Here is a 21869-nt window from a genome sequence, read left to right as displayed (position 1 = left end):
GCGCAGCCTATCGCTGCCGTCGTAACCTCCGAAAGCTCCCACGCCCTTCGGGCAGAAGCAGATTTCAGCGCTTATTCAGCGGACCTTGGGAGCAGACCGGGCGGCGCTCCGTTTGTCCGCGATCTGCCAGGCACCGGCAGCAAAGCCGGCACATGCGGTGTGTCACATGCATCAGGGGCCGCTGCGCAGCCCATTGCTGCCGTCGTAACCGCCGAAAACTCCGGCGCCTTGCGAGCAGAAGCGGATTTCAGCGCTTCGACTGACCTTCCAACAACCTGCGCCAGATGTCTTCAACACCACAGCCCAACGGTCCGACCCACCCGCAGCCGATGACAACGACGCGCTTTTGCCCTAGGTAACTGTTCATGCTCAGGTCCTCGTCACGGGTGCGTCAGTGGATGTGTGTTGCGCAGCCTGCGGCTTCTGATCGGGGCGGATTTTGTACCAGATGGAATACATGGCCGGCAGGAACACCAGCGTCATGACCGTACCACCCAGTGTGCCGCCGATCAGTGTGTAAGCCAGCGTGCCCCAGAACACCGAATGCGTGAGCGGGATGAAGGCCAGGATGGCGGCCAGCGCCGTGAGCAGCACCGGGCGCGCACGCTGCACGGTGGCCTCCACCACGGCATGGAACGGATCGAGCCCTTCCTTTTCGTTCTGATCGATTTGCCCGATCAGGATCAGCGTGTTGCGCATCAGAATGCCGGACAGCGCGATCAGCCCCACCAGCGCGTTGATGCCGAAGGGCTGATTGAACAGCAGCAAGGTCGGCACTACACCAACGAGCCCCAGTGGCGCGGTCATGAACACCATGACCATCCCCGACATCGAACGCACTTGCAGGACGATGATCAGCAAGGTGACGGCAATCATGATCGGGAACAGTGGCAGCAAAGCCACGGTCGCCTTGGCCGACTCTTCGATTGATCCGGCCTGATCAATCTGGTAACCGGCTGGCAGGCTGTCGATGATCGGCTGCAAGTTCTTGATGATCCTGGACGAGACATCGGGCGGCTGAAGATGCTCGGCAATGTCGCCGCGCACGGTGATGGTGGGCACACGGTCACGACGACGCAGAATCGGGTCTTCCATGCGCACGCCGACTTCGCCGATCTGCGAGAGCGGGATGCGCTGGCTGGCAGAGCCTACGAGGGTAAAGCCTGCGATTCTCGCAGGGTCCAGACGGATATCCCCGGCGGCTCTGCCCATGACCTCGACCGAGCGAATGTCTTCGCGCACCGAGGTGATTGGCACACCGGACAGCAGGAACTGCAACTGTTGCGCAACGGCGCTGGAGGTCAGCCCGACCGCCTGCAGCCGATCCTGATTCAGCGAGAAATGCAGCGTCGGTACCCGCGAGCCCCAGTCCGTGTTGACGGTGCGCATCATCGGGCTGTTCTGCATGACAGTCTGTACCTGCTGCGCAATCTCGCGCAGTTTGTCAGGGTCAGGACCGGAGACACGGTACGCAACCGGAAATGGCGAATAAGGCCCGAATACCAGTTGCGTCACCCTCACCCGCGCTTCGGGTGCAAGCCCCTGTGCGACCGCTTCGCGAATGCTGTGCTTGAGCGACTCACGCGACTCCTGGCTGTCCGTCAGCACGACGATCTTGGCAAACGATGGATCGGGCAACTCAGGCGCCATTGCCAGATAAAAACGCGGCGAGCCCTGGCCGATGTAGGCGGTCACGATCTTCGCCGCGTCCTGCTTTTGCAGCCAGGCTTCGACCTTGGCCGTTGTGGCGCTGGTCTGCTCGATGGAGGTGCCGTACGGCATCTGCACTTCGATCAGCACTTCCGGGCGATCGGAGGTCGGGAAGAACTGTTTCTTGACCAGCCCCATGCCCAGCACCGCGGCAACGAATGTCGCGATCACCACGATTGCGACCAGCCATTTGCGAGCGATGACACGGGCCAGAATCCGGCGAAAACGGTTGTAGTGCGGGGTGTCGTAAATCGCGGCATGACCGCCTTCGACCGGCTTGATGTCAGGCAGCAACTTCACGCCCAGGTAAGGCGTAAACACGACCGCGACGACCCAGGACGCAATCAGCGCGATGCCGACGATCCAGAACATGTTGCTGGTGTATTCGCCCGCCGTGGATTGGGCGAACCCGTTGGGCATGAACCCGACCGCCGTCACCAGCGTACCGGCGAGCATGGGCGCTGCGGTGTGACTCCAGGCGTAGGCCGAGGCTTTGATACGGTCGTAGCCCTCCTCCATTTTCACCACCATCATCTCGATGGCGATGATCGCGTCATCCACCAACAAGCCCAGCGCCAGAATCAACGAGCCCAGGGTGATGCGGTCGAAGTTCTTGCCGGTGGCTTCCATGACCACGAACACAATCGCCAGGGTCAGCGGTACGGCGGCAGCCACCACCACACCCACGCGCCAGCCCATGCTGAGGAAACAGACCAGCATCACCACCAGCAGTGCGACGAAGAACTTGATCATGAACTCATCGACCGACGAGGCGATGTTCACGGACTGGTCAGTGACCTTGGAAAGCGTCATGCCCAGCGGCATGCCTGCGTTAATGCTGGCCGTTTCGGCATCCAGCGCCTTGCCCAGGTCCAGCCCGTTCCAGCCATCGCGCATCACGACGCCTAGCAACAAGGCAGGTTCACCCTGATTGCGGACCATGAACGTCGCCGGGTCTTCATAACCACGCTCGACGGTCGCGACGTCAGACAGCTTGAGGGTTCTGCCCTGCACGACAATCGGCGTGTTGCGGATGTTATCGAGTTTGTCGAAAGCGCCATCCAGACGCAGGAATACCTGAGGCCCATCGGTCTCGATGGAGCCCGCGGGCGTCAGCACGTTCTGAGCATTGAGCGCAGCGAAAATGTTCTGCGGCGAGACCCCCAGCGTCGCCAAACGCTCGTGGGAAAACGACACGAAGATGCGCTCGGCCTGCTCCCCGACAATGTTGATCTTCTTCACGCCAGGCACGTGCAGCAGCCGTTGGCGAAGCGCTTCGGCATCGCGCACCAGCAGGCGCTGCGGTTCACCCTTGGCCTTCAAGGCGAAGAGCGCAAAAGTTACATCGGAAAATTCATCGTTGACCATCGGACCGATGACGCCTGTCGGCAACGTCTTCGCTGCATCGTCGATTTTCTTGCGTGCCTGATAGAACTCTTCCTGCACTTGGGACGGCGGGGTCTTATCCTGCAACGAGACCATCGTGAACGCGAGGCCCGAACGGGTGTACGTCTCGCTGCGGTCGTACCATTTCAGTTCCTGCATGCGCTTTTCAAGCGGCTCGGCGACCTGATCCTGCATTTCCTGCGCGGTCGCGCCGGGCCATGCCGAAATGATCGTCATCTGCTTGACCGTGAACGGCGGGTCTTCAGCGCGCCCCAGCTTGAAGAAGGACAGCGTGCCGGCGACGCCGATCAGGAATATCAGAAACAGCGTGATGGACCGTTCGCGAACAGCGAGTGCCGATAGGTTGAAACGGCCCGTGCTCATGGCTTCGCTCCAGCGACGACATCGCGAGGTTGCAACACAAGCACCTCTTCCCCCTCGTGAAGCAGGTGGGCACCGAGCGCCACGATCTGTTCGCCAGGCTTCAAGCCACCCGTTACACGGGCTGAATCATCGCTCAGGCCCAACAACTGCACGCCACGCCACGACACCTTTGCAGGTGTTCCGGCGATCACCCACACGCCAGGCCCCTGCCCTGCGTCATGAAGCGCGCCGATAGGCACCGCAAGCCTTTGCCGGGAGGTCTTGCCGTCCTCGATATCGATTGTGACGGTCGACCCCAGTGGGGCGGCGGCGGTGGCACCGTCGAGCACGTAACGGGCTTCGAAGGTACGGGTCAGCGGATCGGCCGAGTCGGACAACAGTCGCAGTTTCGCGGGGACAACGTCTGAGTCGTTTCCGTACATTCGCGCTTGCGCCTGAGAACCGAGGGCAGGCCGCACTGTTTCCGGCAAGTGGACAATCGCCTCACGCTGCCCCGATTTAGCCAGCCTAGCCACCGGCTGTCCTGCGCTGACGACCTGTCCGGGCTCGGCGAGAGTATCTACAACAACCCCGTCGGCATCGGCCAACAACACCGCATAACCCGTGGCATTGCGCGCAACGGCAGCCTGAGCCTGCGCAGCGCTGAGCTCGGCCTTGGCCATGTCGGCCAAGGATTTGATCCGGTCGTAGGACGAGGCAGAAATGGCTCCGGCGGCGACCAGATCCCGGTTGCGGGCTTCGTCATCTGCCGTTTGTTTCGCACGCGCCACGGCTGCGGCCACAGCCTGTTGTTGGGCTTGCGCCTGAAGGCCGAGGTCGACCGGGTCCAGACGCATGAGCGGCTGGCCGCGCTTGACCGTCTGCCCGGTATCGACCAGACGCTCCAGAACCTTCCCGGATACGCGGAACCCCAAATCGCTCTGTACGCGAGCGACCACCACACCGGTAAACGAACGAGCGCCGTCACTGGCACTTGTGACCGCAGCGCTTCTCACCAACGGAGGTTGCGTACGAGGATCGCGCACGCTCGACGAGTCGCCACACGCGGTCAGAACGAAAAGCAGAGCACAAACGGCGAGCGTTGCAGGTATGAGCCGGAGCATGGGATCCCTAACTTTTGAAAGTGAGCATGAATCCGATTCTCTAGACAGTGACCAATTTAGTCAATAGTCACAAACTAAGGCGCAAGACTTCTCAGGATCAGCGCAGACAAGTGAGCAGGCGCTGTGGCGACTATTTCCAGGTTGTACTGCAACTGGACCGGGCTGATGTAGGGGCGCATGACCAAGTGAATGGCCTGTACGGTTTCATCGAGTGGTGTTTTGCGTTCGAACTCGCCGGACTCACGCCCTTCGAGAATGATCTGCTGGATCAGTTCGCGCAGCCGGGCGTCGTGTGCAAGGGCAGACGGCCACTTGTCGCGTGTGGCCACGGCGGCGATGTCGTGCAGTTTGCGGTCATGGAAGAACAGGTCGCTGCCTGCTTCGACGACGGCGCGGAACAGGCGTCGCAGCTTTTCCGACGCGGTTGGCGCGTCTGCGATTGCCGCGTCGACGATGGTCATGATCATCGCCAGGCGATTGGAACAGATCACCTCGCCGATGGCCTGCTTGGAGTCGAAGAACTTATAGATGTAGGCCTTGGAAAATCCGATGGCTTTGGCCAGATCCGAGACGGTGGTTTTCTCGAAACCGTAGTGACCGAAATGCTCGGTGGCCGCTTCCACGACCTGATCGCGAACGCTGTGATCGGACGGTCCGCGTGAGGGTGTCGTATCAATGTGCTTAGTCATGTTTTCCAGCTTAGCTCCGCAAGCCCTGATTGACAACAAGTGACCAATTTGTAATATGGTCACAATTGTTCATCCCAAGGAAATCTCAATGCGCCCGCTCTCCACGTACGCACTACTGATGAGTGCCAGCCTGATGGCGGGCTGCGTCGTAGGTCCGGATTACAAACGTCCAGACGCTCCTGTGTCGGCTCATTATCTGGCTCAACCTGACGCAAGGCCGGATTCTACAGCGCTGCCGTTCGATAATGCGGTCTGGTGGCAGAGTTTTGCCGACCCACTGCTTAACGAATTCGTTTCCAGTGCGCTGGCGCAGAACCTCACTCTGGCTCAGGCCAGCGCACAGCTGACTCAGGCACGGGCCGGACTCAGCGCCGCCACGGCAGCGCTGCTGCCATCGGGCAACGTCAGTGGGCAGGCTGCGCGCGCCTATCAGTCCGTTGAGACGCCGCTCGGACAGGTGCTGAATTCAGCGCCGGGCTTTGACCGCTATGGCAATGCGTACGAAACCAATCTCAATGCTGCCTGGGAAATTGACGTGTTCGGCGGATTGAGGCGCGGCCGCGAGGCTGCACTGGCTGACTATCAGGCGTCCGAGGCAGGCGTTGCGGCCACACGATTAGCGGTTGCGGCGCAGACGGCCGACACCTACATCACGATTCGCGGGCTGCAAACGCGGCTGGACATCGCGCAACGGCAGGTCAAAACCCGGCAAGACCTGCTTGAGAAAGTGCAGATGCTTTATAACAGGGGCCTGTCGCCCGAATACGAATTGCGCCAGACCGAAGGCGAGCTTGCTCAGGAGCAGGCCACCGTTCCGGCTCTGCAGTCAGGACTGGACGCCGCCATGAACGCCCTTGACGTCATGCTGGGCGTACCACCCGGCACCCACCGCACGAAACTGGCGTCCATCAAAGTGATCCCCACCGCCCCGCAGCTTACCGGTACCGGCACACCTGCCGACCTTTTGCGCCGCAGACCGGACCTCATGATCGCAGAGCGTCGGCTTGCCGCTTCCAGCGCCCGTATCGGTGTGGCGGTGAGCGAGTACTACCCCAAGCTTTCCCTGAGCACGCTGCTGGGCAGCGCGACAGCGGTGTCGAGCGGTAACCTGTTTAGCAGAGGCGCCAGCCAGTCGGCCGGCGTGCTGGGATTGCGTTGGAGGCTGTTCGATTTCGGTCGCGTCAATGCGCAGATCGATCAGGCCAAAGGCGCAGAAGCTGAAGCCTTGGCCGCCTATCGAGAGTCCGTTTTACGAGCCACCGAAGATGTCGAGAACACGTTTTCGTCGCTAATCAATCGCACCGCTCAGACGACCATTCTCAGCCGGGGCGAAAAAGCCTTGATCGCGGCAAGGCAATCGTCCTTTGCGGGGTACCAGAACGGAGCCGCCAGCCTGATCGACGTGCTGCGTGCTGACGAAACGATGCTCCAGACATCCGACGCAAGAGCCCAGGCCCAGACTGAAACCGCCCGCGCAGCGGTCGCCGCCTTCAAGGCACTTGGCGGCGGCTGGCAAGCACCGATGGCTGACGTTGCAGCTCGATAGTCAACCCACAACGGCGCGCGACAGCTCGCAGATCCACAGGGAATGACTCCAAACGGATACTTTTCTCGCAGGCTCTGGCTGTCAGGCCAGCCGCTTGAGTCTATGCTTGTCGTGACTGTTCATCCGCTCCAGTGATCGAACGGCCCACCAGGCAGGCTATGTGAATTATTCGACACTGACTTCGCTGCTGTTGTGTCTGTTGCTTGGCGCTCCTGCCTGGGCCGAGCCTTATCAGGTCGTCACTGAAGTATGGGCACCTTATAACTATGAGGAGAATGGTCAACTCACCGGCATGACCACAGAGATTGTCCAGGCGATCATGGCGGTCAACGCAAACGATTTCAAAATAGTGCTGGCCCCCAGCATGAGGGCCAGCCATACCTTGCGGATGCGGCCCAAAACCATCATGTATTCCATGTTTCGCACCCCGGAGCGCGAGGCGTTATACAAATGGGTAGGTCCCATTGTGGAAGAGTCGATACATCCCTATCAGTTGGCAACATCGCCGCCGATCACCTCCCTGGAACAGCTGCTGCACGCGCCGCAGATCACCACGCGGCATGCAGGCCTGCTGCCCGACATGCTTGAGTCACTGGGATTTAAAAACCTCGATAAAAGCGCCACAGAAAGCGTACAGCTCTACCGCATGCTGCTGAATGATCGGACCGCAATCATCATTGGCGACACCGATGCGGGCGTGGCCTACCAGAGCCGCCAATTGAACATCGCCCCCGGCACGCTGCGACAGATACCCATCGAGCTGTACCGCTCCTCGCTGTACATCGCCTTCAGCCGCGACTGTGAGGACGAACTGGTCGCATCATGGGCCAGCGCGTTGGAAACATTGCGCCAGTCAGGTGAGCTGGAGCGTATTCAGCGCAGGTATACGCAGCCTGCAGCGCAGTGATTGTGCTTTAGTCAGGCGCTTTGCTGATCGTGCCCATCGCTCCGCGTGGGCCTCTAGCCCGTGATGCTCTGCGTCACATTCAAGAGCAGACGCGGGACGTCCTGAACGGCGTTACCACGCAGGAGCGGAACGATCATCATCACCCCAACAATCATGGTGACAAAAACTGTCCCTGTGGCTCGGTAGTGTCATCCACACACTCAACGGGAAGACACCTCATGAAACGTATTCAGTACGGCAAATACGGCGGTCCGGAGTTGATGCGGATCGAGGATTTCGAGCTATGCGCCCCCGCAAAGGACGAAGTGGTGGTACAGGTCAGGCATGCCGCGATCAACCCGATCGACTGGAAACTGCGCAACGGGGTCATGAAGATTGTCACCGGCAACACGTTCCCGCGTGGAATGGGCATGGATTTTTCAGGCGCGGTGATCGCAGTAGGCCCGGATGTCACCCGTTTCAAGCCCGGTGATGCGGTGCTGGGGCTTGCGCGCTTCAAGGAAACCGGCGCATTTGCTCAGGCCGTCGTGACCAAGGAAGCCTTTCTGGCCATAAAGCCCGAGTCGCTCTCGTTCGAAGATGCGGCCTGCATCGGCACACCGGGTATCACGGCCTGGAACAGCTTGGTCGACAAAGCGAAGCTGCAAGCAGGCCAGCACGTGTTCATCAACGGCTGTTCGGGTGCCGTGGGTGAAGCGGCTGTGCAAATCGCGCGCTATTTCGGCGCGACCGTCTCGGGCAGTTGCAGTGCCAAGGATATCGACAGGTCAAAAACTCTGGGGGTACAGACTGTTTACGACTATCGCATAACACCCGTTTCAGCCATCAAAACCCGCTTCGACGCGGTGCTGGACACCGCTGCCGCGCTGAGCGTATCGCAAGGCCTGGCGATGTTACGGCCCAGTGGCGTATTTCTGGACCTGAACCCAGGTCCCGGCAAATTCATACGCGCCCTCTTCGATCGCAGGCTCAAGCCCATAATAGCTTCGCCTCGGGTGGAGATTCTGGATAAGCTGGCCGAAGCCGCCAGCCGGGGCAGATTCAAAATACCGGTCGGTGAAGTCGTTCCCTTGAGCGGCGCGATCAACCTGATCACCGACATTGAACAAGGACGCAAACTCGGTGGAAAAGGCGTAATCGCGATGGAGTAGGCATGGCCAGAAGTCATCGTTTGTTTGAATTGATGCAAGCGCTTCGCCGACATCGCAGAACCGTCTCGGGTGCGTCCCTTGCGCAGGAGCTGGGCGTGTCGCTGCGCACCATCCGCCGCGATGTCGCAACCCTGCAAGGCATGGGTGCCGACATTGATGGCGAACCGGGCCTCGGCTATATACTCAAGCCGGGTTTTCTGCTGCCTCCGCTGTCGTTCACGGAGGAGGAAATTCAGGCACTGATGATTGGCGCGCAGTGGGTCAGCCGCCAGACCGACGACAAGTTCGCCTTCGCCGTGAAAAACGCCTTGGCCAAAATCAGCGCCGTTCTGCCGGTGGAAATGCGGCCGACGCTCGAAGACGAGACGTTTTACATCAGCAAACCGTTCAGCGTTTCAACCACTATCGACCTGAGCGAGATCCGCCGTGCGCTGCGTGATCAGTGCAAACTGAGCATCACGCTTTCAATCGAACATGCGCCAAAGGAACCGCAGACCATCTGGCCGATCATGCTCGGCTTCATCGAATCCAGACGCCATCTGTCGGCCTGGTGCGAAGGCGACAGCAAGTACCGGATTATCAACATGGACGACATTGCAGAAGCGCACGTCCTGACCGAACGCTATACGCGCAACCGTCGCCAGATGATCAAGGAATGGCGTGCGATGGAAATACTGCCGTGCACCGTCCGGGGTGAGAGCTGCTGACGCGGGCAACAGCATAATCGCGCTTGCGCCTTCCTCTGATTGCCAGAAAGTCATAGCACGCCTGGGCGACAGCCCGATAATATTTCAAACCTCACGCAGGTCAAGATTATTCATCTTCATCAAGCATAAGCGGCAGTGTACATTCGGGAACGCATGACGGTTTCTGATGCACATCACCTTGAAGACTCTTTATCACTTCAGGCCTGCTCAACACCCCTAAATAAAAAGCCGCCGCCCAGTTGCTGGCATAGGCATGACCTCCATACTCATCCAGGCGGGTTTCAAAAGATTTTTTAATATTACAACCCTTTTCGCGAACCAATCGCCCCCATCGCTTATACTGGTGTTCGCAATACGCCACAATCCGCTTCGGCACTTTCAACGCACGCAAGTGCAATTTGATTCGATTGGCCTCCTCTTCACTGGTGGACTTTTCGATGCTGAAGCGAGGCTTAAACAATGGCTTTTCATGCTCCATTGTGATGTCAACATCAAAGCGAACCGCCGACAGCGCTGCGCTATACATGGGATGAAGAAACAGGGCCTGCCGCTTATCACTGCAATAATAGCGATGCCCTTTAATAGGCGCACAATCACGGCATTGGGGGACCAGGTTGTTTGAGAATATCGCGAATTCAGGCCACTTCTCTTTCGGTATGAAGTGGTCCAACGTGTCGGGAGGGGATGGATACCCACAATAAGGGCACTCGTCAAGCTGGTGATCAGTACGACGCAACTTAAAGCTTCCACGAAGTGCCGTAGGCGGATTCGAATAAAACGCCTTCAGTACCTGAGCGGTCACACCTATCCGTGAAGGCGCCGGCGCGGTTTTATAATCATCAATGACGGCATCAAATTTTCGATAATGCTCATGCAGCGTAAATTTCAGATAATGCAATAGCTTTGCATTGTCTTTTTCTGACAAAATTGCTTGATCCAGCCAAGCACACTCTGTTCTGACTCGCAGTAAAGAGAGGTATTTCATTCCGCTCTCCGCTCAATTTCAATGTCTATTCCATCCTCATCGTCTTCAACTTTTGCTGTCAAGTAAGCCAGTGCTTCATCCCCCACATCCGGCCCTAGCGTTTCCAACGCAGCCTCGGGACTGCTAAACGTTTTCACCGCACTGTCAAGTGCGTCCTCATAGGGCTTACGTATTTCGTAGTCATCGAATGCCAGCCCCATAATAACTTCGACCGTTTGACCGAATGTCTCAACACGGGGTCTGGACACCTCTGTGCGCCCGTTGACCTTACGCAGTATGGAAATGCCGGACTGTTCAACCTCCCTCGCCAAAATGGATGAGTGTGTGGCGATAATAGCATTTGACTTGGTCGCGATAAGCAGTTGCTTAAGCATATCAAGCAGGCCCACTTCCATTGCGGGGTGCAGGTAAAGCTCCGGCTCATCAAGTATCAGCAGGCTCTCGCCATCGACCTCTGCCACCAGGCTGGGCAACAGATAAGAATAAATGGTTTGTCCCGAACTAAGCGACACCCCCTCACCGTCGTTGAGAAAACGAATGCCTCGCGCATAATCCAAGTCGCCTCTGCCCGCCAGCTCGTGTCTTAACGCCTCATCTTTTTCTTTAAGTACAATCGACTCTCCACCCAAAGCGTTAAGCTCAATGGCGTCAAATTCTATTGATCTCTTTAACGTCTGGAACAGCAAATTGAAACGGCCAACGGCGGACCACTGATTTTCCATATCGTATTGAAGAATCCGGTGCACCGCTCGAGCGCTGCTTTCCTTGGGCCACTCAAGTGAAAACGTACCCTTGGGGTCCCTGAACCCTAAATAGACATACTCGTTAACAAGACGGCGACGACGCTCTTGCTCATCTTTGGACGCCCGTTCATTTTCCGGGGAGGTCTCACGCGGCGGCGAGGCTTCAGCTCCCAGCGCAATGGAGAGCTCGCTCTCTGTCTTGAAAGACTCAAAAGGTGAATAGGCAGCCACGACAACCTTATGAAAAAAAGGCCAGCTTTCTGTATGCTGTTTAACGCCTGTCAGGGTATCCACCAAATGCCGCAAAATATGGCTTTTACCAACGCCGTTACGTCCAACCAGAAGATTTATATTTGTTGGACCTAACGTTCTTCCGTTATCAAAGTTAAAATTCAATGCGTCAAAACAGTCTGTCAGCCCGCCGAGGGAAAACGAAAAACTGTCTTGCGCCTCGTAGCTACCCAGCGCTATCTGGTGGCCTTTTTTCAGAATAGCCTTGGCCATACTGCTTCGAAAAAGTGACGAATCAAAACCACCCCATGCAGAGTAATTCTTATAACCGTCGTAGTTATAGCTCCCGTCACATATCTTGCGCAGGTACTCGACCGCCTCTGTTTTAAGCCGCAGCCCCACTCGACGGTAGTAGTCTATATCCGACGCCAACGAGACGACGTTCTGTGGATTCAGAAGGCCTGTGATTCGGCGACTGCTGCCGACTTGATCAGTGGACGACAAGAAATAATCGGAGGTGTTTTTGTAATTCTTCACCAAGATTTTGGTTCGGCCCAACGGCTCACGTGCACCCGCCACCACGCGATGAACCTGAAACGTCACGGTGTAGTTATAATCGTCCCACGGCTGGGGATAGGAAGTACCGACATGGTCTTGCAGTAGATGAATACCGTCGATCGAATCAAAATCAAAAGCTGTCGAATAAAAAAAATCAAACCCTGACATTACCTGTATCTCCGTATACCTGTCAGCAGTGGACTCACTGTCTCAAGTCGAGGATACATCAGGTGCTCTAAAAAACTCCAATCACGTCGGTTACTTTGCTGGGGCGGTGCAACTGCGTCGTGTCCATGTCATTCGACAATGAGCAGTCGAACTTGGACCCTCTGCCCATTACGACGCCCAACGTCACTGCAAGGCTATCGCTTGCCCTGTCCGATAGCGGAATATTCTCAACCGTCACCCTGCCCCTCAAGCCATGAACAGAACAGCTGCACCGTGTCATCGGCCAGCTTCTCGTCAGGCACGTAAGCGCAGTAACTGCGTGACTTGAGACGCGGACCATCGAAAGGCATCACAAGCCGTCCGGTCTGCAGGTCGCTGGCCACCAGCGCTGCGGGCCCCATCGCGATGCCCAGCCCGTCGATGGCCGCCTGTAAGGTCAGATAGAAATGGTCGAACACCACACCTGCAGTTGGCTGCAACGCAGGAATATTGGCGCTCGCCAGCCAGTCCGGCCACAGCCTTGGCAGGCTTGAGGTGTGCAAGAGCGTGTGCTGCCTGAGATCTTCCGGCGTGCGCAGTGGCAATCGTGCCAGTAATGCCGGGCTGCACACGGGAATTCTGTCTTCACGCAGAAAGGTTCGGGTGGTGTAACCATAAAGCGTGTCCGGCCCACCCCGAATAATAATGTCGTAGGGCTCCTTCAGGCTTTCAACGGCTTTGTTCGAAGTGTGGACCTGCACGTCGATGCCTGGATGACTGGCTCGAAACGCATCAAGTCGCGGCACCAGCCAGCGCAACGTAAACGTCGCGAGTGCGTTCACCAGCAGCCTGCGAGGCGCCGGATCGGGTAAGCCGAACCGTGCTGTCGCCAGCGCGATCTGCTCCAGCAGCGGGCCTATTACAGTGAGATAAGCCTTGGCTGCTGCGGTCAGGATCACCCGCCGATTGTGTCGCTCGAACAATGCCGAGCCCAGCCAATCCTCAAGCAGACGAACACTCTGACTGATCGCTCCGGACGTGACATGCAGTTCAACTGCCGCTTCCTTGAAGCTGCCCAGACGACCGGCCGCCTCGAAGGCGCGCAACGCATTGAGCGGGGGCAATTCTCGCTTCATTCGCAATAGCTACGCTAAGGTGAGCAGCCAATTTATCTGGTTTGTCAGGCCGTACCAAGATAGATATTTTGTTGAGCAGATAAACGCTGCCTTTGTTTCTGGCGTCTCCTTCGCATTGCCCATCTGGAAAACACCATGCTCAGTTACGCTGGCGGTCTCGTATTACTGGCTGCCGTGCTCCATGCAGGCTGGAACGCCATGCTGCATGGCAACCGCGACCGTCATTTATCGATGGCCTGGATGGGCATCATGATCGCGTCCGTGTCTACCGTGGCGGTTGTGATGCTGCCATTGCCAGCCGCTGGAGCATGGCCCTATCTGGTGGTCTCCGGGCTGGTGCACATCGTCTACAACATCAGTCTGGTGCGCTCGTACCGCAACAGTGATCTGGCGGTGGCCTACCCCATTGCTCGTGGCTCCTCCCCTCTGCTCGTGACCCTGGGTGCCGCCGTGTTCGCGGGCGAAACTCTAAGCCCTGTGCACGTCCTGGGTGTCGTCATGATTTCAGGCGGTATCCTCACGCTTGCCCTTCTGGACCGGTACGTATCCCGTTCTGGCGTGCTCGCAGCGCTTGCAACCGGCGTGCTGATCGCGCTCTACACCGTGATCGACGGCATCGGCGTGCGGCAATCGGAAGGTCAGGCGGTTGCGTATGCCGCCTGGATGTTCCTGTCGTTCTGGGCGATGCCGCTGCTGTTTGTGGTGAGCCGAGGGTTCAGTGAGCTGGCAAGATCACTGAAAACCCAACCCGCCGCCGTCAGCTCGTCGGCGCTCGGCGGGCTGGTGTCCATCGCCGCTTATGGCATCGTGATCTGGGCCATGCAGTCAGGCGCAATGGGCGGCGTGTCGGCCTTGCGCGAAACCAGCGTGGTGTTTGCGGCGTTGATCGGAAAGCTGTTTTTGGGCGAAGAGATGAGTACGAAGCGCTGGGCCGTTTGCGGGCTGGTGGCGGCTGGGGCCATTTGTCTTGGGCTTTAGGCCAACAACTCAGTGATCCAGCGAATCTGTTGCTCAACCTCCTGCAACTTCTGTTCAGGCACACCCTGTTTTGCCTTGGCGAAGCTGATCAGGGTTTTCTGTCGCTGATGCAGCAAGCGCTGCCACTTGGCCAGAAACGCTGGGGTTCGCGCCTGCAACTGAAGAGGTCCGAAGTACAGCTGTTCTGCGGTGTACGTGACCGGCCCGGTAGGCTCGGCAACAAGGATTTCATAGTCGAAGCGGTTCTCGCGCAGCACGTCTTCCCGGACGATGCGGTAGCCGTTCTCCATCAGCCATAAGCGCAGCGGTTGCTCGCCACCATTGGGCTGCATGATGAGACGTTCCGTGCCGCTCAAGCACGCTTTGCCAGCCTGGAGGATGTCGCGAATGGTCTCACCGCCCATGCCGCACAGGCTGATAGCCGTGATGCTGTCGCCCGGTTCGATGGCTGCCAGACCATTGGCCAGGCGCACGGCAATCCGCTGTTCAAAACCGTTCTCGCGCACCACACGCTGGGCCGCGTAAAACGGCGTCACAGCGACCTCGCCCGCGACCGCAGCGGCAATCAAGCCACGACGCATCAAGGCCACCGGCAGGTAGCCGTGATCCGAACCGATGTCGGCCAGCCGCGCATCGGCGGGCACATGTGCCGCCACGCGCTCCAGGCGCATGGACAATGTCTGTTCGTTCACCGGCAATCCCTTTCATCAAAACGTCCGCACGCACAGGCCGGATCGGGGCGCGATTCTGTCCGTGTATGAGGTTGATTTCAACTGTCTGGATCTGAGCGTTCAGAACCCCGTGGCCTTGGCCAACTGCCGTAATCCGAACTCGGGTGCGATGCGGCTCAGCAGATAGAGCCTCTGGCTCAAGCCTGGACGTATCTCGGTCTTTCCTGCTGCAATACCTGCCATCGCCTGATCTACCAGCTTGATGAGCGGCATGGGGGCCGGGCCTTTGGAGGCATGCTCGGTGACGAGGTTACTGAATAAGGCGGTGTCAGTACTCGGAGGGGCGATTTCGATCACTTTGAGCGAGGTCTGTTTAAGCTGCACACGCAATGCGCGGGTGTATGCATGTAATCCGGCCTTCGCGGCGCTGTAGATCGGCGACGCTGGAAAAGGAACGAACGCGAGCCCCGACGTGATGTTAATGATCATTGCCTCAGGCCGGCTGAGAAGGTGCGCAAGAAACTGCTGCACCATTCGAATGGGCCCCGTCAGATCCACGTCAATCTCGACCGCAACGTCGTCGAGCGAGCGAGGCGTGCCAAGCTCAATGTTGCGCATGACGCCTGCGTTGTTTACCAGAATGTCGAACGTAGAAAACTCTCGCATCAAGTACTCATGCAATTTAACGATATCATCTGCCTGACTGACGTCGCTGCGTAGGGCATGCACACCCGGCAACTCACGCTGAACTGCCTTAAGCTTTGCCTCATCACGCCCTGTAACGATAACGCGGTTGTTCATCGCCAAAAAACGTCGGGCAAGTTCAAGGCCTATGCCACTTGTGCCCCCCGTGATCAGCACTGTTTTTCCGCTCAATTCCATTGTTGCAACTCCCTACTATTTTCGCTTTTTAAAGAAAAAAAGACGTATTGATACCAAGACTGTGTGCCATGCCGCGCAGGACGCACTCGCGCTTCAAACCGGGTTGGGCATGCACGTGCACGCCGAAACCGGTGATTCGATCAAAGAATCGTTATGACGAGCTTGCCGGTCACGTGCCCGGCGGCGCTGATCTGTTGAGCGGTGGCGATTTGTTCCATCGGGAAGGTCTGCTCGATGCGCAGATCGAGCAATCCCAGTTCATACAAACGCGCCGCCTCTGCAAACGCCCGCTCGGGATGATCGAGCGATTTCCCGGAGAACGCTGCGCCATGCTGCGAGGCCGTCACATCAGCAATGGAGACAACACGATCAGCATCGCCCACAATTGCTACCAGCTCGGCTATCACACCAGCCCCTGCCAGGTCGAGTGCCGCATCCACGCCGTTTGGCGCCAACACGCGCACCCTGGCCGTCAGGCCGGGTTCGTAGGACGTCGCAACAGCGCCCAGACTGTGAATGTACTGATGCTTTGGAGCACTCGCCGTACCGATCACGATTGCGCCGCGATGCAGTGCGATCTGGATGGCAGCCGATCCGACCCCGCCCGCAGCGCCCGTGATCAGTAGCGTCTCGCCAACCTTGATATTGACGTGGTCGAGGATGCGAGTCGCCGTTTCAACAATGACCGGCAAGCCACCCGCCACCTCGATTGGCATGTTGCGCGGCACGTGCGCCCAACTTCTCAACACTGCATGCTCAGCCAACGTATTTCGTCCGTAGCCAAAGACGGTATCGCCGACCGCGAATCCTGAAACGCCCTCGCCGACCTCGTCAATCACGCCTGCTGCTTCCGAGCCGACACCGGCGGGAAAGGTCACGGGCATGAAGTCATGCATATAGCCTGCCCGTATCTTCCAATCAATGGGATTGACCCCGACGGCTTGTACTTTGATACGCACTTCGCCTGCGCCCGGGCGAGGAGGCTCTATGTCGACGATGGTCAATACATCAGTGCCACCGTATTCATTGAACTGAACAGCTTTCATATGCATTCCTCTTACAGCGTAAAGAACCGCCGGGACAGTGATCCGTCCGGGCTGTCATAGAACGGCAACAGATTGCAATCGCTAGGCTGTGCACAAATTGGCGACAGCGACTTTTTGAAACAGGTGCGGACGAAACACGGCCGACGGCGGATGAGCCTTGGCGATCTCGCGGAAGTCCGGGTGCTTGAAAGCGGTGCGCCAAGCCTGCGCGGATTCGAAAATCGCGTAGTTGAGGTAGGTCGGGCTGTCGCCGAGCGCGCGATGAAGCTGCGTCGAGATAAAACCGGGTTGGCGTTTCATGAAAGCGGCATCTGCTGCCCATGCGACCAGAAAGGCTGCTTCGTCCTCAGGTGACAGGGTGCAGACATTGACCAACACGATGGGCGCGGCATCGATCCCCATTTGTTGGCTCAACGGAAACGATGGATCAAGCGGCTCGACACTGGACATGATGTATCTCCTCGATCAGCTACTGGTTCATTTGCCAAGGCAAGAAACAGTCTCCGCTGCGCCAATCGTTCGTCCAGGATTTTGCCTTGTCTGCGCCATGATAAAAGGGCAGACGGACAGTTTCTGTCACCAGGGTGCCGGGCTGCTCATAGCACCTAAACAGCCCGGCTCCCGGTCTTCGAATACCAAGTTGACTATCATGTACTGAGTAAATAAAACGTTGTAGGAGGCTCCACTCCGTCTTCGATGTAGCGCTGGCGCGTAGCAAACTTCGTGGGAGCGGACTTGTCCGCGAAATGGCCGGTACATCCGACGAATACTCAGCGATTGAATGCAGTATTCGCGGACAAACGGAGCGCCACCAGCCCCCTTTAAAAATTCGATTATCTTCAACGAATTACAGGTTTTTTTGATAAGAGATGGCTTGCCGACAAGCCGCCTCCTACGTCCGAGTGTTTTTAAACAGGACGTGATCTTTCCGAAAATCTGTCACCACAACGGCAGTGTGTAACTCACGATAAAGCGTGTTTCATCCAGATCGTTGCCGAAATTGGACCGGACCGTGGCGTTCCTGAGCCTGAGGCTCATGTTCTTCAACGAACCACTCTGGATGACGTAAGCCAAATCAGTGCGGCACAGTCGTCGAGGTTACGAAAGTTGCCGTCCTCAGTACTTTTCGAATACCGCAAATCGAACTTCAGCCACTGCCGATTCCAAGCAGAATCTCGTAGACAACGCCACCGTAGTACTGCCGATGAACGTTCTCCAGATTGCCGTACCACCGCCACAGGTGAAATCATCACGGGTGTCACCAATGCGCTTTCCGGTGAAGTCCTGATAGTTGAAAGCGCTGTTGAACCTGATCTGCTCCAGCTTGCCGCTTTGCAGGATGAGGTTGTTGATATCTTTCGACGTCAGCATGGCGCCTTCGAAGGTGGCGGGTAACAGGCAAGTGTCATTGCTCGATACCACCGGGCTGCTAAAGGGCAGATTGAATCGATTGGTTTTATTTTTATAAGCAGTGCAGTGGTGCGTGAAAAACATTCAGGCGGCAGGACGCAGCAGCCGGGTCATTGACCCGGCTGTGTCTTTTTTGCCGAAAGAAGGGAGTGCTGATCAGCTGTCTGTGTTGATACGCCCGATCTGGAACTTTGCGTTCAGATAACTTCCGGGCTGTTCGGTAATCTGCAATTGACCTGAGCACGGTGCCAACACCGAGGTTTCCATTTTCATCGCTTCGACCACCGCAATGACCTGACCCGCATCCACCAATTCCCCGTCACTGACCACCCAACTGTGCAGGTTGCCAGCAACCGGCGTCACGACGGCCTGCGGATCAACCGCTTCGGCCGATGCAGGTGTGATCACGGCCTCATTTGCGCCCACACTGACGCCACGCAACAGCGCCGCTGGCAAACCCAGTTCATGGCGTTTGCCATCGATCTCGACGAAGGTGCGCAACACGCCCGGATCGACCGGTTCGACGCTACGCGGAGCCAGAGTGATCTGCTCGGCAAAATCGGTCTCGATCCAGCGGGTGTATACCGCGAAGGTGTCGGCAGCGGTGAAATCGTCATGGTCCATGACTGCGCGATGGAACGGCAGTACGGTCGCAACGCCCTCGATACGAAACTCGGCCAGCGCCCGACGGGCACGACGGATCGCCTGTTCACGGGTGGCGCCGGTGACGATCAGTTTGGCGATCATCGAATCGAAGTTTGGCGACACACGCGAGCCCTGTTCGACGCCGGTTTCCAGACGAACGCCAGGACCGGACGGCGGTTGGAACAGATCGATGGAGCCCGGCGTCGGCAGGAAGCCGTTACCCGCATCTTCCGCGTTGATACGAAACTCAAAGCTGTGACCACGCGGAACCGGTGTGCCTTCGAAGGACAACGGCAAACCGTCGGCCACACGCAACTGTTCGATCACCAGATCGATGCCGCTGGTTTCTTCGGTGACCGGATGCTCAACCTGCAGGCGAGTGTTGACCTCCAGAAATGAAAGCGTGCCGTCGGCGCTGAGCAGGAACTCCACCGTGCCCGCGCCGACATAGCCCGCCTCGGCGCAAATGTCGCGCGCAGAATCATGAATACGCTGACGCAGCGCGTCATCCAGGTACGGCGCAGGTGCTTCTTCGATCAGTTTCTGATTGCGGCGCTGCAACGAACAGTCACGGGTCCCGGCAACCACCACCCGGCCGTGACGGTCGGCAATGATCTGCGCTTCGATGTGCCGGGGCTTGTCCAGAAAGCGCTCGACAAAGCATTCGCCACGCCCAAACGCGACCACGGCTTCGCGTACCGCCGATTCATACAGCTCGCTGACTTCGTCGAGTTTCCACGCCACCTTCAGACCACGACCACCGCCGCCGAACGCCGCCTTGATCGCAATCGGCAGACCGAACTGCTCGGCAAAGGCAACCACTTCGCTGGCGTCGCTCACCGGGCCTTCAGTACCGGCCACCAAGGGCGCACCGACTTTCTGGGCGATACGTCTGGCCTGGACCTTGTCACCCAAGGCATCGATGGTGCTCGGATCAGGGCCGATCCAGGTCAGGCCTGCATCGATCACGGCGCGGGCGAAGTCGGCGCGTTCGGACAGAAAGCCATAACCTGGGTGAACCGCGTCGGCACCGGCCCGAACAGCCACCGCCAGCAGTTTTTCGATGTTCAGGTAGGTGTCGGCAGGCCGCTCGCCATTGAGCCCATAGGCCTCGTCAGCGTGGCGCACATGCAGCGCATCGATATCGGCATCGGCGTACACCGCCACCGAGGCCACACCATAGTCACGGCAGGCGCGGGCGATACGGATGGCAATTTCGCCACGGTTGGCAATCAGAACCTTTTTCATGGGTGATGGGTCTCGTCTGAAAGATCGGGGCACACGGGCTCGAACGCGCCCAGCGGGTTGAAGCGAATGCGCGAATTGATCGGAATCTGACCGGCCAGATCCAGGTGATGAGGCGCGACAACGGCGATGACCGGGTAGCCACCGGTCAACGGATGGTCCGCCAGAAACAGCACCGGCTGGCCATTGGGCGGTACTTGAATCGCGCCAACGGCCGTGCCTTCGCTGGGCAGCTCGCCATGAACCGAGCGCTCAAGCGCCTGATCGCCTGCCAGCCGCACGCCGATGCGGTTCGACTGCGGCGTAACCTGCCAGGTCTGGCCGGCAAGCACGGCCTGAGCGTCGGCGGTGAACCAGTCACCACGCGGGCCCATCACCACATCCAGCACGATGACCTGATCGGAATGGGGCATGTCGAACGGCGGTTGTTCGCTGAGCGACACCGACATGCCGCCCGGCTTGCTGTGAAAGCCCAGACGATCCCCAACTGCCAGCGGCGCAGGGCCGACCTGAGCCAGCGTGTCGGTGGACAGACTGCCCAGCACCGGTTCCTGCGTGAAGCCGCCGCGAATCGCCACGTAGTTACGCAGCCCCGCAGAAGGCGTGTCGATGCTGACCCGATCGCCCTCCTGCAACACGAATGGCGTGTACAGCGACGGATGCAGCCGATGGCCGTCGGTAGTGAGCACTTCCACAGCAGCCGTTGCGCCAGTGACCGCAGCGACTGTCTGGCCGTGACAGGTAAACGTCAGGCCGCCCATCAGCACTTCCAGACAGGCTGTTGCCGGATCGTTGCCCACTGCGCGGTTGGCGGCTCGCAATGCGCCGCGGTCCATCGCGCCGGAAGCCGAAACCCCCTGCCCTGCACGACCGGGACGTCCGAGGTCCTGAAACAGTGTTTGCAGACCGGGCGACTGGACTTCCAGGTAGTTTTCGGTGGCCTGAAACCTCTGGCGACGCGCCGGTACAGCCACCGACACCGCATCGGTGCCAGGGCCGACATCCACGAAGCGTACCCGGTAGCCCGGTTGCAGCAACGCAGGTTCGTCACGTTCCAGATCCCACATGCGGGCGTTGGTGATGCCGATGATCTGCCAGCCGCCGGGGCTGGCCTGGGGATAGACGCCGCTGAAACCGCCCGCCAGCGCCACGGCACCGGCGGGAATGCGGGTACGCGGTGTGCTACGGCGCGGCACAACGAATTCAGGACCGCCGCTCAGGTAGGCGAACCCCGGCGCAAAACCGCAGAACGCCACGTTGTAGTCGCTGCCGGTATGGCGCCGGATCACTTCTTCAGGGCTGATGCCCAGTTCACGGGCCACATCGTCCAGGTCTTCGCCGTTGTAATGCACGGGAATTTCGATCAGCTTGCCGGCCTCACGCGCCTTGCCGTGAACATCGCGCGTGGCGATCTGCGCAGCGAGCGCTTCGCGACTGACCGCACCGGGACGGAAATGCACCAGCACAGTCCGGGCGGCTGGAACGAGTTCCTCAACGCCGTGGATGGGCTGTTGTTGCAACGAGTCGAACAGGGAGAGAGTCTCGTCCAGGTTCGCCAATTCAACCAGAAGCGCGTCCTGGCTGACCGGGTAGAAACGCATGATCCTCT

General features: G+C 58.5%; 17 protein-coding genes and 1 pseudogene. 5 read left to right on the top strand and 13 right to left on the bottom strand.

Annotation, left to right across the window (positions count from 1 at the left end; genetic code table 11):
* Positions 1 to 369 precede the first annotated feature (369 nt).
* The 3 genes from ALP40_RS02805 to ALP40_RS02795 all read right to left on the bottom strand — a co-directional run bounded on the left by ALP40_RS02805 (position 370) and on the right by ALP40_RS02795 (position 5272).
* A complete protein-coding gene (locus ALP40_RS02805; protein ID WP_122206767.1) occupies positions 370 to 3480 on the bottom strand; it encodes an efflux RND transporter permease subunit in 3111 nt (1036 codons plus the stop codon).
* On the bottom strand, positions 3477 to 4583 hold the full coding sequence (locus ALP40_RS02800; protein ID WP_122206766.1) for an efflux RND transporter periplasmic adaptor subunit: 1107 nt from the start codon (positions 4581 to 4583) through the stop codon (positions 3477 to 3479). Before ALP40_RS02800 ends, ALP40_RS02805 begins: the two co-directional genes overlap by 4 nt.
* A 74-nt stretch (positions 4584 to 4657) precedes the next feature.
* Positions 4658 to 5272 (bottom strand): TetR/AcrR family transcriptional regulator, encoded by a 615-nt coding sequence (locus tag ALP40_RS02795; protein WP_122206765.1) that lies wholly within the window; start codon positions 5270 to 5272, stop codon positions 4658 to 4660.
* Between the two features lie 88 nt (positions 5273 to 5360).
* On the opposite strand from ALP40_RS02795, the gene ALP40_RS02790 reads away from it, so the two are divergent.
* The 4 genes from ALP40_RS02790 (at position 5361) to ALP40_RS02775 (ending at position 9583) form a co-directional block, all read left to right on the top strand.
* The gene (locus ALP40_RS02790; protein ID WP_122206764.1) at positions 5361 to 6818 is read left to right on the top strand and encodes an efflux transporter outer membrane subunit; all 1458 of its coding nucleotides are present in this window, start codon (positions 5361 to 5363) and stop codon (positions 6816 to 6818) included.
* Between the two features lie 160 nt (positions 6819 to 6978).
* Entirely contained in the window at positions 6979 to 7725 is a 747-nt protein-coding gene (locus tag ALP40_RS02785) for an ABC transporter substrate-binding protein (protein ID WP_122206763.1), read from the top strand.
* 218 nt (positions 7726 to 7943) lie between these two features.
* Positions 7944 to 8876, top strand: a complete 933-nt coding sequence (locus ALP40_RS02780) for an NAD(P)-dependent alcohol dehydrogenase (RefSeq protein ID WP_122206762.1) — start codon at positions 7944 to 7946, stop codon at positions 8874 to 8876.
* 2 nt (positions 8877 to 8878) lie between these two features.
* Positions 8879 to 9583, top strand: a complete 705-nt coding sequence (locus tag ALP40_RS02775; RefSeq protein WP_122206761.1) for a YafY family protein — start codon at positions 8879 to 8881, stop codon at positions 9581 to 9583.
* 106 nt (positions 9584 to 9689) lie between these two features.
* On the opposite strand, the gene ALP40_RS25340 is transcribed toward ALP40_RS02775, so the two are convergent.
* The 3 genes from ALP40_RS25340 to gcvA all read right to left on the bottom strand — a co-directional run bounded on the left by ALP40_RS25340 (position 9690) and on the right by gcvA (position 13371).
* Positions 9690 to 10568 carry an HNH endonuclease gene (locus ALP40_RS25340; RefSeq protein ID WP_147478289.1) on the bottom strand — a complete coding sequence of 293 codons (879 nt, stop codon included), beginning with the start codon at positions 10566 to 10568 and terminating at the stop codon, positions 9690 to 9692.
* Entirely contained in the window at positions 10565 to 12268 is a 1704-nt protein-coding gene (locus ALP40_RS02765; RefSeq protein WP_122206759.1) for an AAA family ATPase, read from the bottom strand. Before ALP40_RS02765 ends, ALP40_RS25340 begins: the two co-directional genes overlap by 4 nt.
* A 227-nt stretch (positions 12269 to 12495) precedes the next feature.
* On the bottom strand, positions 12496 to 13371 hold the full coding sequence (gcvA, locus tag ALP40_RS02760; RefSeq protein ID WP_259640668.1) for a transcriptional regulator GcvA: 876 nt from the start codon (positions 13369 to 13371) through the stop codon (positions 12496 to 12498).
* 147 nt (positions 13372 to 13518) lie between these two features.
* Here gcvA and ALP40_RS02755 point away from each other — a divergent pair, with 147 nt between their 5' ends.
* Positions 13519 to 14361 carry an EamA family transporter gene (locus ALP40_RS02755; RefSeq protein ID WP_122206757.1) on the top strand — a complete coding sequence of 281 codons (843 nt, stop codon included), beginning with the start codon at positions 13519 to 13521 and terminating at the stop codon, positions 14359 to 14361.
* Here the strand turns inward: ALP40_RS02755 and ALP40_RS02750 are convergent.
* The 7 genes and pseudogenes from ALP40_RS02750 to ALP40_RS02720 all read right to left on the bottom strand — a co-directional run bounded on the left by ALP40_RS02750 (position 14358) and on the right by ALP40_RS02720 (position 21861).
* Entirely contained in the window at positions 14358 to 15053 is a 696-nt protein-coding gene (locus ALP40_RS02750) for a tRNA (adenine(22)-N(1))-methyltransferase TrmK (protein ID WP_122207415.1), read from the bottom strand. The genes ALP40_RS02755 and ALP40_RS02750 overlap by 4 nt on opposite strands.
* Before the next feature lie 99 nt (positions 15054 to 15152).
* Positions 15153 to 15914, bottom strand: a complete 762-nt coding sequence (locus tag ALP40_RS02745; protein WP_122206756.1) for an SDR family oxidoreductase — start codon at positions 15912 to 15914, stop codon at positions 15153 to 15155.
* Positions 15915 to 16054: 140 nt separating this feature from the next.
* Complete coding sequence (locus ALP40_RS02740; protein WP_122206755.1) at positions 16055 to 16960, bottom strand: NADP-dependent oxidoreductase; 906 nt, start codon at positions 16958 to 16960, stop codon at positions 16055 to 16057.
* 81 nt (positions 16961 to 17041) lie between these two features.
* Positions 17042 to 17410 carry an antibiotic biosynthesis monooxygenase gene (locus ALP40_RS02735; protein WP_122206754.1) on the bottom strand — a complete coding sequence of 123 codons (369 nt, stop codon included), beginning with the start codon at positions 17408 to 17410 and terminating at the stop codon, positions 17042 to 17044.
* A gap of 489 nt (positions 17411 to 17899) precedes the next feature.
* A pseudogene (locus tag ALP40_RS02730) lies at positions 17900 to 18403 on the bottom strand (OprD family outer membrane porin); the annotation flags it as partial.
* 123 nt (positions 18404 to 18526) lie between these two features.
* Positions 18527 to 20263, bottom strand: a complete 1737-nt coding sequence (locus tag ALP40_RS02725; RefSeq protein WP_122206753.1) for a biotin carboxylase N-terminal domain-containing protein — start codon at positions 20261 to 20263, stop codon at positions 18527 to 18529.
* A complete protein-coding gene (locus ALP40_RS02720) occupies positions 20260 to 21861 on the bottom strand; it encodes an urea amidolyase family protein (protein WP_122206752.1) in 1602 nt (533 codons plus the stop codon). The genes ALP40_RS02725 and ALP40_RS02720 overlap by 4 nt, the downstream gene beginning before the upstream one ends.
* Positions 21862 to 21869 lie beyond the last annotated feature (8 nt).

The sequence above is a fragment of the Pseudomonas viridiflava genome (genome assembly GCF_003702045.1).
In the GTDB taxonomy this organism is placed as follows: domain Bacteria; phylum Pseudomonadota; class Gammaproteobacteria; order Pseudomonadales; family Pseudomonadaceae; genus Aquipseudomonas; species Aquipseudomonas viridiflava_C.
Note: the sequence above shows the minus strand (reverse complement) of the source record. Positions and strands in the feature narration are given on the sequence as shown.